Genomic DNA, 12,983 nt, shown 5'->3' with positions numbered 1-12,983 from the left:
TTAATTGAATGCAGGCGGCCCCTTGTTCGTAAACCCCTGAAGCGTAAACTTATAAATGCGGGCGAATACACCAGAAGAAATAACGACAATTTCCGGAACAGGGATAGCTATAAGCGGAGGATAATTAAGAAAAATTTGCTTCCCATGGTGGTGAATAAAATAGTCACACACTTTACAATCACCGGATTGATCTAAACTATTATTGTCGGTAGCGTGCTCAGTTTGTACCTTATAACCATGTGTATGCAGTATCTGCGCGGCAGATATAAAGAGAAAAAGCACCACCAGCAAAAGACAACCTGCCTTGCTAATTAACTGCTTCATAAATTCTCTTCTTCTTTTTACCATAGGGGCACATCAGCAGCAATAGTCGCAACTGAGTGGCAAATGTAAATATATTTTTAAATAAAACGCTATCAACCGAAAATATACTTATTCCATATTAGCAACGAAACCGATCAGGCCAGTTAATTCCTGGTTAAGGGACCGTACCGAAGACTGAAGTTGATTGATCATTGATGCACGAGTATGCAGATCATCTGCACCATAAAAACCTCCGGATCCAAAGAGCAATGCCTCCTGTTCCGGATCTATTTTGCCGTCAAACTGGAATTGAATCCAACGCCTTTTGATACTTTCCGAAAGAGTTACATTCCCCTGATTACTAAATTTTTTTTCATGAAGCATCTCCCACACAAACTCGGGATAATCTGTATTAGTTTCAGGCTCAGTCCAGATACTGCGCAGTAAATTATGAGCATGCTCAAACTCGACCTCCCTCCCCTTCGGATTAATTGTCATTGCACCTAATCCTGCACTAATAAGACCTCCGCTTATTCCCACGGTATTTTGTACACCATTATTGGAAATAACGGCGGTGGCAACAGTGGTTAAAGCACCGAGAATGACAGATCCGACAGTGAGCTTCGTATTTCTCTTACTATTTAGCGCATCCAGGTAGGTTGCAGCCATATCAGCACGCTCTCCTTCACAATCCAGTTCTGCTGCAACGGCTTGCAACTGTGTTTGAGCAAGTAATATTTTATTACTTATTTTTTGCCGGAGATAGACTTTATCTGCAGTATTATCCTTACCACCCGCGCGGTTAAGCTTCCATAGACCATCAATATCTTTACTTACACCTAGAATCCTGCAAATCAGCTGGTCGCGTGGTGAAATATTCGTCTGAGTAAGTTTAAGGTCGATTGTATCTTTCGATAGCGCCCCCTGCTTAAGATATGGCACATTTGGAGCACAATAATTATACTTAAAGCCTAATAGCTTTGTATCTCGTACGTTCTGTTTTACCGGACTGCATGCAGTAATCAGCAATGCGAAAGAGGCTATATTTAAAATACACTTCATCTTTATGATTCATTTTAGCTAATTAAACATTCTACGGAATACATGCTAAATTAAGCCCTAAACTCGACTTTTTCTGCAGAAACCGGCTTCATAGTGCCGTGCTGCCTTAATGAAGTATACCAACTGAATGCTTCTTCGAGCAAATGGGGCGTGTGTCCTCCCCTTGCGCAGGCTCTGTCAAAATAAGACTTCAGTTCAGCTTTATAATCCGGATGAGCGCAATGCTCAATAATCACCTCTGCCCTCTGCCTTGGCGCAAGGCCGCGCAAATCAGCCAATCCGTGTTCAGTTACTATAATATCGACATCATGTTCTGTATGATCGACATGTGAAACCATCGGAACGATACGTGAAATCGTTTCATTTTTCGCGACTGATTGGGTCACAAATATGCTAAGATAGGAGTTACGTGCAAAATCCCCGGAACCGCCAATTCCATTCATCATATTTGTTCCTGCGATATGCGTAGAATTAACATTACCATAAATATCGCATTCCAGTGCTGTGTTAATCGCAATTACGCCCAGACGGCGGATCACTTCCGCTGCATTACTGATATCCTGCGGACGAAGAACAATTTTGTCTTTATAGATACTAAAGTCATTAAAGATATGTTCGTAATAATCCGAAGATACCGTTATTGAAGAGCCAGATGCGAAGGTCATCTTCCCGGAATCCAGCAAGTCGAATGTACTATCCTGCAGCACCTCAGAATACATCGTCAATCCTTCAAAATCACTTTCCAGAAATCCACGAAGGACAGCATTAGCCACCTTACCGATGCCTGCCTGCAGCGGAAGTAAAGAATTGGTGAGATTACCCTTTTCCACTTCCGTTGTAAAAAAATCAACAATATGTCTAGCAATGACAGCTGTCACCTCATCCTGAGGAGCAATATCGGCGGGACTATCTTTAATATTGGTAAATACAATCCCGATAATCTTGTCGGTATCCAGCGGAATAGTTCCCTGGCCAATCCGGCTCGCAGCATTTACAATTGGTATTTCCCTGCGGTCAGGATAGTCACCCGGGGAGAAAATATCGTGGACACCTTTCAGTGAAAAAGGGATCTCTGTATTGATTTCTATAATTATTTTATCAGCAAGTGCAGCAAAAGACGCCGAATTCCCGACCGAAGTAGTGGGTACTATACTGCCGTCCTGCTCAATACAGATTGCTTCGAGTATAGCAATATCTATTTTAGGGAAATTATTGGCTTTGAGCAAATTAGCTGTCTCACCCAAATGCTGATCAATAAACAACACTTCACCCGAATTAATGGCCCTTCTCATAATCGTATCAACCTGAAATGGCAGACGTAATGAAATCGCATGGGCATCTGCTAGAATACCATCAGTGCCATGCCCCAGGGATGCACCTGTAATCAATGTAACTTTTAAAGGATCCAACTTTGCACGTTCTGCCAGTGCGGTTAAAACAGCTTTACTATCTCCGGCTTTAGTGAAGCCACTGGATGCAACTACCATCTTATCTTTAAAAAAAGCAGCAGCCTGTGCAGGAGTAATCACCTTGGCGGCTAATTCACTCTTCAATATTCTTTCCGTGATCATAACATAAAAAAAACAAATCTAGTGACTTATATTCAGGAAGTGCGTATCGCATCACGCCAAACAAATATTTAATTGATACAAATTAAAATCACTCCAGCGCATCGTAGTTATTCAGCTAAAAAAATGGCCGCCCCTGGAAAAGGAAAACAAAAACAATCGGGAGTTAGACTGCATTTTTATATATAAAAAAAGATGCCTTTACAGGCATCCTCTTTTATATATGGAATAAGAAATTTAACGCCTTAAATCTCGAGTAGGTCGATAAATTCATTAACCGGTGTTTCCAACAGCCTTTCGTAATCGAGTGCAAGACTCAGAATAGACTGCTGCTGTTTTTCCGGGAATCTTCTGGCCAGGTTAATTCTGAATTTTTTAATCAGTTCAGGCATTCCCTCTTCACGGCGCAAACGGTGTCCGATAGGATATTCAACAACGACTTCCTCCAGTACTGTACCGTCTTGAAAAGTCACAGTGAGGGCATTTGCTATAGAACGTTTCTGTGGATCATGGTAGTCTTTAGTAAATTGAGGGTCTTCTACACATTCAATTTTATCTCTTAATATATCTATCCTGGGATCGGCTGCAATATGGTCTTCATAATCCCCGGCAGTTAGCCTGCCAAAAATTAACGGAACTGCTACCATATACTGGATACAATGATCCCTGTCTGCTGGATTATCAAGTGGTCCCTTTTTGTCGATGATACGAATTGCTGCCTCGTGTGTTCTTATGGTGATACTTTGAATATCTTCTGCAGTCTTACCCAGAACTCCTAGACGTGTAAAGATTGTCATCGCAGCTTCTACACCAGTTTGTGAGTGGAATTCTGCGGGAAAAGAGATTTTAAACAGTACGTTTTCCATAACATACGAACCATAACCACGCTGAAATTTAAATTCATTTCCTTTAAAGGAAACATCATAGAATCCCCAGGTTTTCGCCGTTAATACCGACGGATATCCCATTTCTCCGGTCTGTGCTATTAAAGCAAGTTTTACTGCTCTGGAAGTTGCATCTCCTGCTGCCCATGATTTGCGGCTGCCCGTATTGGGCGAATGCCTGTAAGTGCGTAGCGATTGCCCGTCGACGAAAGCCAGACTAACGGCATTGATGAGCTCATCTCTATTTAAACCAATCAGCCTGCCTACTACCGCAGTAGACGCGACTTTTACCAGCAGCACATGATCCAGCCCAACTTTATTGAAAGAATTTTCCAATGCCAGTACACCTTGAATTTCATGGGCACGAACCATCGCATCAAGAACAACTTTCATAGTTATTGCAGACTTCCCCTGTGCCACCGCAGTTCGGGATAACCAATCTGCCGTGGCCAATATTCCACCCAGATTATCTGAAGGATGCCCCCATTCTGCAGCAAGCCAGGTGTCGTTAAAATCAAGCCAGCGGACTATTGTTCCTATATTGAATGCCGCCTGAATCGGATCTAACTGAAATTGGGTACCGGGAACTTTCGCTCCATTCGGAACTACAGTTCCTTTTACTACTGGTCCTAATAATTTGGTACAAGCCGGGTAAGTTAGTGCTTCAAAACCGCAGCCTAAAGTATCTAACAAACAATAATGCGCGGTTTTCCAGGCAAGTTCATTTGTGATTTCATAATTTAAAACATAGTCTACGATATCGGTCAGTACCTGATCTGGTTGCGGCCTTTCGTTTGAAATGTGTGATGACATATTCTTATCTTTTTTCAATTGGAGTAAAACTTCTATTTTCTGGACCGACATAATTTGCACTTGGACGGATAATTTTTCCATCCTGACGCTGTTCAATAATATGTGCGCTCCAACCTGTAACTCTGGATACAACGAATAGCGGGGTGAATAATAAAGTGGGTACACCCATCAGGTGATAGGAAACTGCGGAGAACCAGTCAAGGTTAGGAAACATTTTCTTTTCATCCCACATTAACGTTTCCAACCGCTCTGCAACGTTAAACAGCAAAAGGTCACCCGCTTCTTCAGATAACCTTTTTGCAACTCCTTTTATTACTTCATTTCGGGGATCCGAAATCGTATAAACCGGGTGCCCGAAACCAATGATAACTTCTTTTCTGGCCAGACGTTCTAATATATCTTTCTCGGCCTCTTCCTCGGATCCATAACGGCTTTGAATATCATATGCAACCTCATTTGCCCCACCGTGCTTAGGCCCTCGCAAAGCACCAATTGCACCGGTTATTGCAGAATAAATATCCGAACCCGTTCCCGCAATAACACGAGCCGTAAACGTCGAAGCATTAAATTCATGTTCGGCATAAAGATTCAACGAAATCTGCATGGCTTTCTCCCAGGAGGCATCAGGCTTTTTCCCGTGCAACAGATGAAGGAAATGACCACCGATACTATCATCGTCAGTTTCTACTTCTATCTTTTTACCATTATGGGAAAAATGATACCAATACAATAATGCTGAGCTAAAACATGCAAGTAATTTGTCGGCTATATCCCGGGAACCAGCAAGATTATGATCGTCTTTTTCGGGCTGTATACTTCCAAACGCAGATACGGTGGAGCGCATAACATCCATTGGGTGAGCAGAAGCTGGAATTTGTTCCAAAATCTTTTTAACCGATATTGGTAAGCCTCTTAAGGACCGGAGCTTGGTTTTATAAGTTGATAACTGCGCCTTATTGGGCAATGCGCCATAAATAAGCAAATAAGCAACTTCTTCAAATTCCGCACCTTCTGCGAGATCAAGAATATTGTATCCTCGATAATGCAAATCATTACCACTTTTACCGACACTGCATAAGGCTGTATTACCAGCCGTGACGCCGGAAAGCGCTACACTTTTCTTCGGCTTGAATGTTCCTGGTTCCTGGTTATTTGACATCTTTATTCTGTTTAAATAATTGATCTAATTTTTCTTCATAGGCGTAGTAGCCAATGCTTTGATAAAGCTGCTCTCTGGTTTGCATGGTGTCTATTACCGCAGCTTGTGTTCCGTCCTGACGAATATGAGTATATACATTCTGGGCAGCACGGTTAGCAGCACGGAAAGCCGATAAAGGATAAAGCACCAGCCCGACACCAGCTTGTTCAAGTTGGGCGACAGTATACATCGGAATCATACCAAACTCCGTAATGTTCGCCAGTACGGGAATACCGGTTGCATCGACAAATTTCTGATAATCAACAAGGTTATGTACCGCTTCGGCAAAAATAAAATCTGCACCAGCCTCCGCATAAGCCACTGCCCGATCCAATGTAGCCTCCAGCCCTTCGCTGGCAAAAGCATCTGTTCTTGCCCCAAGTACAAAGTGTTGATCAGTTCTTGCATCTGCAGCCGCCTTGATCCGGTCTGACATTTCGCTTTTGCTAACCACCTCCTTACCAGGCCTGTGACCACAACGTTTGGCACCAACCTGGTCTTCGATATGGAGAGCAGCTGCACCGGCTTTAATTAAAGATTTGACAGTTCTTGCCACATTGAACGCAGAAGGGCCAAAACCAGTGTCAACATCTACCAGTAAGGGAGTATCTGTCACATTAGTGATCCGGTTAATATCAATTAAAATATCTTCCAGAGTTGTAATGCCCAAATCTGGAATACCCAATGATCCGGCAGCAACACCGCCCCCAGATAAATAAATGGCATTAAATCCAGCCTGGCTGGCCAAAAGCGCGTGATTTGCATTAATCGCCCCCACTATTTGCAAGGGTTTTTCCCTTTGCATCGCCTGCCGGAAGCGGAATCCGGCGGAGTTCAAGTTTATATTTTGGTTCATTTTATAGTAATTACAATTCAAAACATGCCTCTATCCTAGGAAGATTAAAAACTTCCGGACCAAAGCGTTTAAATAAAATAACACGACACTGATAAATGTACACTTATTGGGTACAAGTAAACATAATTTTATTTTATTTCCCTCGAAAACCAAGGGCTGATGACTGCTGTAGCGGTTATCTCCTTTTATGTAAGGTCGAATTTAATGCGCTAAAAACAACGCCCAGAACAAATATTCATTTTATTTGTCTATATTTCATCGCTAAAAATATGGACAAAATATAAATGACATACTCTATTTCTGATCTTGAACAGTTATCCGGCATCCACGTAGACACCATCAGAATTTGGGAGAGGCGTTATCAGGCGCTCGAACCAATGCGTACCGCCGGTAATACAAGGCTTTACAATGACCGGCATTTGCGCAGGCTACTAAACATTGTTTCGCTAAACCAATCGGGAATGAAAATTTCACAGGTCTGTGCTCTTTCAGATTCCGAACTGGAAAAGTTGCTAAAAAAGGAGATTGACTATACAATCTCTCCAGATTCAACTTATGAATATTATATATCGCAGTTACTTAAGTTCGGTCTTGTTTATAATGAGTTAAAATTTGATAAACTAATTTCCAAATGCATTGTTGAGCATGGTATGATCTGTACTTATAAACAGGTCATCTATCCAATGCTTGTTCGTCTCGGTTTAATGTGGCGGAGTGATCAAATCTGTCCTGCTCAGGAGCATTTTTTATCTCATCTGATCCGGCAGAAGATTTTCGCGGCAATAGGTAAAGTAAATGTTAAGCTTAAATCAACTTCTTCATGGCTACTGTTTTTGCCGGAAGATGAAGACCATGATATCGGTTTATTATTTGCCCATTATATTTTAAAACGACATGGACAGCGGGTTATCTTTCTGGGCGGAAAAGTTCCGCTTGAATCCATTAAAAGTGCGATGGCACATAATCAATGTGAGCACCTGCTGCTATTTATGGTTCGTTCAAGATCCGCTCAGGAGGCAGAAAGCTACCTGAATAAATTAAGTACGAGTTTTGCCGACTCCCGAATACATCTGGCGGGCAACGGAAAGCTGTTAAACCAGGTCAAGTTAGCAGAAAATGTCAATTGGTTTCAATCTATAGAAGATTTCGAGAATACTTTAACTCATTTAGCCGATGTCAATTAAAACAAAACCAGCAGTAGCTATCATTGGATCGGGTTTCGCCGGAATAAGTGCAGCAGCATATATGGCCAAAGCTGGCTATCAGCCCGACGTTTACGAAAAAAACGAAAGCGTCGGTGGCCGTGCACGTCAGTTAAAAACAGATAACGGTTACATCTTTGACATGGGACCGAGCTGGTATTGGATGCCTGATGTATTTGAGAAGTTTTTTAATGACTTTGGATACAAAGCATCCGATTTTTACGAACTGGAGCTCCTGGACCCTGGTTTTACACTTGTATTCGGTGAACAAGATGTACTGGACATTCCTGCTGATTTTCAGCAACTCTGTGATCTTTTTGAAACTATTGAAGCCGGCAGCGCTGTAAAATTAAAAAAGTTTCTGGCCGAGGCCGAATATAAATACCAGGTTGGAATTGGAAAACTTGTTTATAAACCTGGTTTTTCCATTCTTGAATTTGCAGATACAGAACTGATCCGTGGTTTATTTAAACTGCAGGTATTCACATCTTTCAGTACGCATGTAAAAAAATATTTTAAAGATCCCCGGTTGATCGCACTGATGGAATTTCCAGTGCTGTTTCTTGGTGCCATGCCCGAAGATACGCCGGCATTATACAGTCTGATGAATTATGCGGGGCTGAAACTTGGTACATGGTATCCAAAAGGTGGCTTTGGTAAAGTCATTGATGCGATGAGAACTGTCGCCGAAGAGCGGGGCGCTCGTTTTTTTACCAATGAAACTGTTACTCAAATAGAAACCGAGGGGAAATCACTTAGAGGATTAACTTCAAGCCAGGGTTTTAGGCAGTATCAGGGAATTATCTCTACTGCAGATTACCATCATACAGAAGAAAAATTACTCGCGCCTAAGCTTAGAAATTATCCGGAGAATTATTGGGATAAAAAGGTCTTTGCTCCATCATGTCTTATTTTTTACATCGGATTGAATACCAGTATTCAAAGATTAAAACATCACACATTATTTTTTGACGAGGATCTTAAAGTTCATGCGCGTGAAATTTATAAAGACCCTAAATGGCCGACAAAACCTCTGTTTTACGTTTGCTGCCCCTCCAAGACCGACTCCGGAATTGCACCAGAAGGTCATGAAAACCTTTTTGTGCTGATGCCCCTTGCTCCCGGCCTGGATGACATCGAAGAGACAAGAGCTATTTATTTTGATTTAATGATGGACCGTCTGGAACGGTACACAGATACCCCTGTCCGAAAACATATAGATTATAAAAAAAGTTATTGTGTTTCTGATTTCATTGCCGATTACAATTCTTATAAAGGTAATGCCTATGGTCTTGCCAATACTTTAATGCAAACTGCCAACCTTAAACCGACACTTAAAAATAAAAAGATCCCGAGTTTGTTTTATGCCGGACAGCTTACTGTACCAGGTCCGGGTGTACCACCTTCAATTATCTCTGGTAATATCGCCGCCAAACAACTTATAAAGTATCTAAAGTCCGACTATGAAAGAGATATTTGATAAACTATCTGCGGAATGCAGTAAAATGACAACAAAGCGTTACAGCACGAGTTTTTCCCTGGGCATTTATTTCCTGGACAAGAAACTACGTGACCCAATCTATGCCATCTATGGTTTTGTAAGATTGGCAGATGAAATTGTAGATAGCTTTCATGCTTACGATAAAGCATTTCTATTGACCAAATTCAGACAAGATTGCTTTGAGGGTATCGCACACGGCATAAGTCTTAATCCTGTTATCAATTCATTCCAACAGGTAGTAAATAAATATGGAATCGAACATCAGTTAATCGATCTGTTTTTGAAAAGTATGGAGATGGATCTGGAAAAGCATGAGTACACACCCGAAAAGTATGACCAGTATATCCTGGGTTCAGCACAAGTCGTCGGGTTAATGTGTCTTCAGGTTTTTACAGGTGGTGACACCCAACAATATGAAGCTTTAAAACTATCTGCAATGAAGCTCGGTTCTGCATTCCAGAAGGTAAACTTTTTACGGGACGTCAATGCAGATTACTATAATTTAAGCAGAACTTACTTTCCACATGTTAATCTGGCAGAATTTTCAAACTTAGAGAAAAAGCGGATTGAAGAGGAAATTGAAGCAGAATTCACCGAAGCCCTGGCCGGAATTCGAAAGTTACCCAGCACGTCCAGAAATGGTGTTTATCTGGCATACCTGTATTACAAGGAACTCTTCAACAAGATAAAAAATGCTTCTGCAGAAAAAGTCATGGCAAAACGGATAAGAATCTCAAATACTCATAAATTTGGGCTTATGTTTGACTCAATCATCCGTTTTAAAATGAATATTATATGAAAACAGTCTGTCTTTTAATTTCGCTTTTCTTGTCAGGATTCAGTCTTTTCGCTGAACCGGAGATAAATCAGCTAAGAGACTTATATGCACAATCAGCAAGCAGTAAAAAGTCGGCTGATCAGCTTTTGAATTTACTTAAGGGTGCAGATAAAAATTCTGCAGCTATTTATATTGGCTATAAGGGGGCTGCAGAAATGATGCAGGCTAAATATGGATTTAATCCTTTCAGTAAATACAAAAGTTTTAAAAGAGGAAAGCTATTATTGGAAGAAGCAGTTAAAAAGGATGATAAAGACATAGAAGTGAGATTTTTACGTTTTACTATTCAGACGAATCTGCCCCAATTTCTGGGTTATGATAAACAGGTGAAGCAGGACAAAAAATTCCTGCTCACCCATTTGAATACAGTCCGGGATAACAAATTAAAACAGAACATTGTCGCATATTTAACGACTTCCAGACATTGTTCGGAGCAAGAAAAAATGAGCCTAAAATATGAATGAAGAGGTAATACTTATTGACAGCGATGACCAGCCAATTGGAACTATGGCCAAACTTGAAGCACATATTCTGGGCCGGCTCCACCGGGCATTCTCTATTTTCATTTTTAACAGTTCGGGTGAGCTTCTTTTACAACAAAGAGCATTGCATAAATATCATTCCGGAGGAAAATGGACGAATACCTGCTGTAGTCATCCAAGATATGGCGAGGATAATGCCGCAGCAGCTGATAGAAGACTTAACGAAGAAATGGGGATGAACTGCAAACTGGAACATGTTTTTAGTTTCACCTATAAAGCTGAAGTTGAACCCGGGTTAATAGAAAATGAATTTGACCACGTTTTCTTTGGCAGCACCGATGACCTTCCGGTTCTAAACACTGACGAGGTTATTGCCTATAAATATATGAGTATGGAACAGCTGGAAACAGATCTTACCCTACAACCCGAACAGTATACAGAATGGTTAAAAATAGTTTTCAAACTGGTATTGGCACAATACAATAAAAATTTTAATAATGGATAACTGGATTTATTATTCGCTGATTACAGCAGGCACTTTCATTTTAATGGAGGGCGTAGCCTGGTTTACGCATAAATATATCATGCATGGCTTATTATGGATACTGCACAAAGACCATCATCATAAAGATCATGATTCTGTAATGGAAAGAAACGATTTCTTCTTCCTTATTTTTGCGCTACCCGCTATTGCCTGCATCGCTATAGGTACATTTTATGGTTATGCTACTCCATTCTGGATCGGTATGGGTGTTACCTTGTACGGTGCCGCTTATTTTTTTGTACATGATATTTTTATTCATCAACGTATAAAAATCTTCAGAAATTCTGACCACTGGTATTTTAAAGCTATCCGCCGTGCCCATAAAATGCATCACAAACATACTGGCAAAGAACATGGAGAATGTTTCGGTATGCTGTGGGTTCCCTTTAAATATTTCATTAGCCAACATAAAAACCCCACAGTTTAAGTTGAACATTTTAATTTAGTGGTTTAAACAACTCACCAAATTCCAGCTCCATTTTTCTTATACGTTTATGAAACATGGAGCTGTTCCATAACGGTAATCTATTTAAGATTTCAACAAGATAGCCAGCATCCCCGTCAGCGCGGGTAAAGTCTGTACGAACAAGATCTTTCGGGATGCCGAAATTGCACCATAAATTCCTGCTACAGCAATACAGCCGAGAAAGAAAACAGCGACATGATCACTCCAAACAGGGTCAGTAATCAAAAAACTCCAGATTAGACCAGCCGCCAGAAAACCATTGTATAATCCTTGATTGGCTGCCAAACCTTTTGTCGGCCGAAATAACTCATCTGGTAGCGCACCTTTAAATACCTTTCTGCCAAGTGTTTCCCATGCAAACATCTCCATCCACACAATATAAAGGTGTATCACAATTACGATACTTATAATTATAACAGCTAGTGTTCCCATCTATTAAAGATCAGAGATTCATTTCATGTTTTCAAGTTAATACTTATAAATATTTGCATACACAGCATATATTTTTTTGATTTCCAGAACAAATCTATACTTTTGAATTCATCAGATGATATGATGAAAAAAAAGCTATAATTTATGATTCGAAAAATGTCGCTGGCAGACGAGGTCGCTGAAAATATCAAGCAGCAGATTTCTTCCGGACAATATCAGACCGGTGAGAAACTTCCGATTGAACCGGAGCTCATGAAGCATTTTGGTGTGGGGCGGTCTACCATCCGTGAAGCAATTAAAATCCTTTCCAATTCCGGGATGCTTAAAGTACAGCAAGGAATTGGAACCTTCATCCAAAAAACGATTGATAATAATGAACCCATGGATCAGATACTGCTTCGGGCAAATTCAAGGGATCTGGATGAAGTACGCCAGATCATTGAAATGAAAATCGCCGAGAAAGCGGCACTGAATCGCACAGAAGAAGATATTCTGATAATTAAGAAATACCTGCTGGATAGAAAAAATGCCGCTTTGGCGGGAACATTGGAAAGCTGTATCGAAGCAGATATAAACTTTCACAATGCTATTTCAGTTGCTTCAAAAAACAGTATTCTAAGTGATCTCTACCGTTCTACATCTGTTCATCTAAAAAAATGGTTCCGCGAAATATATACGGATACCACCGCTTTTGCCGAATCACAGCAGTTACATGAACAATTATTAAAGAATATTATTGCTGCCGATCCAAAAAAAGCCTGGAATACAGCAGCAAAAATCATCGGACATATTTCCCAGTAAACCCAAATTTTCACCAATACAGCCTATTAACTT

At 40.7% G+C, this 12,983-nt stretch carries 14 protein-coding genes; 7 read left to right on the top strand and 7 right to left on the bottom strand.

What is annotated here, in order from left to right:
- From BM192_RS10625 to prpB, 6 genes are all read right to left on the bottom strand, one after another.
- Positions 1 to 324: a hypothetical protein gene (locus BM192_RS10625; RefSeq protein ID WP_139218428.1), complete on the bottom strand. Its 324-nt coding sequence runs from the start codon at positions 322 to 324 to the stop codon at positions 1 to 3.
- Positions 325 to 432: 108 nt separating this feature from the next.
- On the bottom strand, positions 433 to 1,365 hold the full coding sequence (locus tag BM192_RS10620) for a hypothetical protein (protein WP_051760234.1): 933 nt from the start codon (positions 1,363 to 1,365) through the stop codon (positions 433 to 435).
- Between the two features lie 50 nt (positions 1,366 to 1,415).
- Positions 1,416 to 2,936, bottom strand: coding sequence for a succinate CoA transferase (locus BM192_RS10615; protein ID WP_037444397.1), 1,521 nt, complete (start codon positions 2,934 to 2,936; stop codon positions 1,416 to 1,418).
- A gap of 242 nt (positions 2,937 to 3,178) precedes the next feature.
- Positions 3,179 to 4,630, bottom strand: a complete 1,452-nt coding sequence (locus tag BM192_RS10610) for a bifunctional 2-methylcitrate dehydratase/aconitate hydratase (protein ID WP_037444541.1) — start codon at positions 4,628 to 4,630, stop codon at positions 3,179 to 3,181.
- A 4-nt stretch (positions 4,631 to 4,634) separates the two neighbouring features.
- Positions 4,635 to 5,789 carry a bifunctional 2-methylcitrate synthase/citrate synthase gene (gene prpC / locus BM192_RS10605; RefSeq protein ID WP_037444399.1) on the bottom strand — a complete coding sequence of 385 codons (1,155 nt, stop codon included), beginning with the start codon at positions 5,787 to 5,789 and terminating at the stop codon, positions 4,635 to 4,637.
- Positions 5,779 to 6,684 (bottom strand): methylisocitrate lyase, encoded by a 906-nt coding sequence (gene prpB / locus BM192_RS10600; protein WP_037444403.1) that lies wholly within the window; start codon positions 6,682 to 6,684, stop codon positions 5,779 to 5,781. Before prpB ends, prpC begins: the two co-directional genes overlap by 11 nt.
- A gap of 284 nt (positions 6,685 to 6,968) precedes the next feature.
- On the opposite strand from prpB, the gene BM192_RS10595 reads away from it, so the two are divergent.
- From BM192_RS10595 to BM192_RS10570, 6 genes are read left to right on the top strand one after another with little or no spacing between them, the layout of a single operon-like run.
- A complete protein-coding gene (locus BM192_RS10595; RefSeq protein WP_037444405.1) occupies positions 6,969 to 7,868 on the top strand; it encodes a MerR family transcriptional regulator in 900 nt (299 codons plus the stop codon).
- The gene (locus tag BM192_RS10590; protein WP_037444407.1) at positions 7,858 to 9,366 is read left to right on the top strand and encodes a phytoene desaturase family protein; all 1,509 of its coding nucleotides are present in this window, start codon (positions 7,858 to 7,860) and stop codon (positions 9,364 to 9,366) included. The genes BM192_RS10595 and BM192_RS10590 overlap by 11 nt, the downstream gene beginning before the upstream one ends.
- On the top strand, positions 9,350 to 10,186 hold the full coding sequence (locus BM192_RS10585; RefSeq protein WP_037444409.1) for a phytoene/squalene synthase family protein: 837 nt from the start codon (positions 9,350 to 9,352) through the stop codon (positions 10,184 to 10,186). The genes BM192_RS10590 and BM192_RS10585 overlap by 17 nt, the downstream gene beginning before the upstream one ends.
- Positions 10,183 to 10,689, top strand: a complete 507-nt coding sequence (locus tag BM192_RS10580) for a hypothetical protein (protein ID WP_037444411.1) — start codon at positions 10,183 to 10,185, stop codon at positions 10,687 to 10,689. The genes BM192_RS10585 and BM192_RS10580 overlap by 4 nt, the downstream gene beginning before the upstream one ends.
- Positions 10,682 to 11,212: an isopentenyl-diphosphate Delta-isomerase gene (gene idi / locus BM192_RS10575; RefSeq protein WP_037444413.1), complete on the top strand. Its 531-nt coding sequence runs from the start codon at positions 10,682 to 10,684 to the stop codon at positions 11,210 to 11,212. The genes BM192_RS10580 and idi overlap by 8 nt, the downstream gene beginning before the upstream one ends.
- Complete coding sequence (locus BM192_RS10570; RefSeq protein ID WP_037444416.1) at positions 11,205 to 11,678, top strand: sterol desaturase family protein; 474 nt, start codon at positions 11,205 to 11,207, stop codon at positions 11,676 to 11,678. Before idi ends, BM192_RS10570 begins: the two co-directional genes overlap by 8 nt.
- 102 nt (positions 11,679 to 11,780) lie before the next feature.
- Here the strand turns inward: BM192_RS10570 and BM192_RS10565 are convergent, their stop codons facing one another.
- A complete protein-coding gene (locus BM192_RS10565) occupies positions 11,781 to 12,149 on the bottom strand; it encodes a DUF1304 domain-containing protein (RefSeq protein WP_037444419.1) in 369 nt (122 codons plus the stop codon).
- 144 nt (positions 12,150 to 12,293) lie between these two features.
- Here BM192_RS10565 and BM192_RS10560 point away from each other — a divergent pair, with 144 nt between their 5' ends.
- On the top strand, positions 12,294 to 12,950 hold the full coding sequence (locus BM192_RS10560; RefSeq protein WP_037444421.1) for a FadR/GntR family transcriptional regulator: 657 nt from the start codon (positions 12,294 to 12,296) through the stop codon (positions 12,948 to 12,950).
- The last annotated feature ends 33 nt before the right edge of the window (positions 12,951 to 12,983 follow it).

The organism is Pedobacter antarcticus (assembly GCF_900112985.1).
In the GTDB taxonomy this organism is placed as follows: domain Bacteria; phylum Bacteroidota; class Bacteroidia; order Sphingobacteriales; family Sphingobacteriaceae; genus Pedobacter; species Pedobacter antarcticus.
This window is presented reverse-complemented; position numbering and strand designations above follow the sequence as displayed.

Coding starts and splice junctions, on each gene's coding strand:
- prpB (WP_037444403.1), bottom strand. CDS start 6,684: ATGAACCAAAATATAAACTTGAACTCCGCCGGATTCCGCTTCCGGCAG.
- BM192_RS10590 (WP_037444407.1), top strand. CDS start 7,858: ATGTCAATTAAAACAAAACCAGCAGTAGCTATCATTGGATCGGGTTTC.
- prpC (WP_037444399.1), bottom strand. CDS start 5,789: ATGTCAAATAACCAGGAACCAGGAACATTCAAGCCGAAGAAAAGTGTA.
- BM192_RS10625 (WP_139218428.1), bottom strand. CDS start 324: ATGAAGCAGTTAATTAGCAAGGCAGGTTGTCTTTTGCTGGTGGTGCTT.
- BM192_RS10570 (WP_037444416.1), top strand. CDS start 11,205: ATGGATAACTGGATTTATTATTCGCTGATTACAGCAGGCACTTTCATT.
- BM192_RS10560 (WP_037444421.1), top strand. CDS start 12,294: ATGATTCGAAAAATGTCGCTGGCAGACGAGGTCGCTGAAAATATCAAG.
- BM192_RS10585 (WP_037444409.1), top strand. CDS start 9,350: ATGAAAGAGATATTTGATAAACTATCTGCGGAATGCAGTAAAATGACA.
- BM192_RS10615 (WP_037444397.1), bottom strand. CDS start 2,936: ATGATCACGGAAAGAATATTGAAGAGTGAATTAGCCGCCAAGGTGATT.
- BM192_RS10565 (WP_037444419.1), bottom strand. CDS start 12,149: ATGGGAACACTAGCTGTTATAATTATAAGTATCGTAATTGTGATACAC.
- BM192_RS10610 (WP_037444541.1), bottom strand. CDS start 4,630: ATGTCATCACACATTTCAAACGAAAGGCCGCAACCAGATCAGGTACTG.
- BM192_RS10580 (WP_037444411.1), top strand. CDS start 10,183: ATGAAAACAGTCTGTCTTTTAATTTCGCTTTTCTTGTCAGGATTCAGT.
- idi (WP_037444413.1), top strand. CDS start 10,682: ATGAATGAAGAGGTAATACTTATTGACAGCGATGACCAGCCAATTGGA.
- BM192_RS10595 (WP_037444405.1), top strand. CDS start 6,969: ATGACATACTCTATTTCTGATCTTGAACAGTTATCCGGCATCCACGTA.
- BM192_RS10620 (WP_051760234.1), bottom strand. CDS start 1,365: ATGAAGTGTATTTTAAATATAGCCTCTTTCGCATTGCTGATTACTGCA.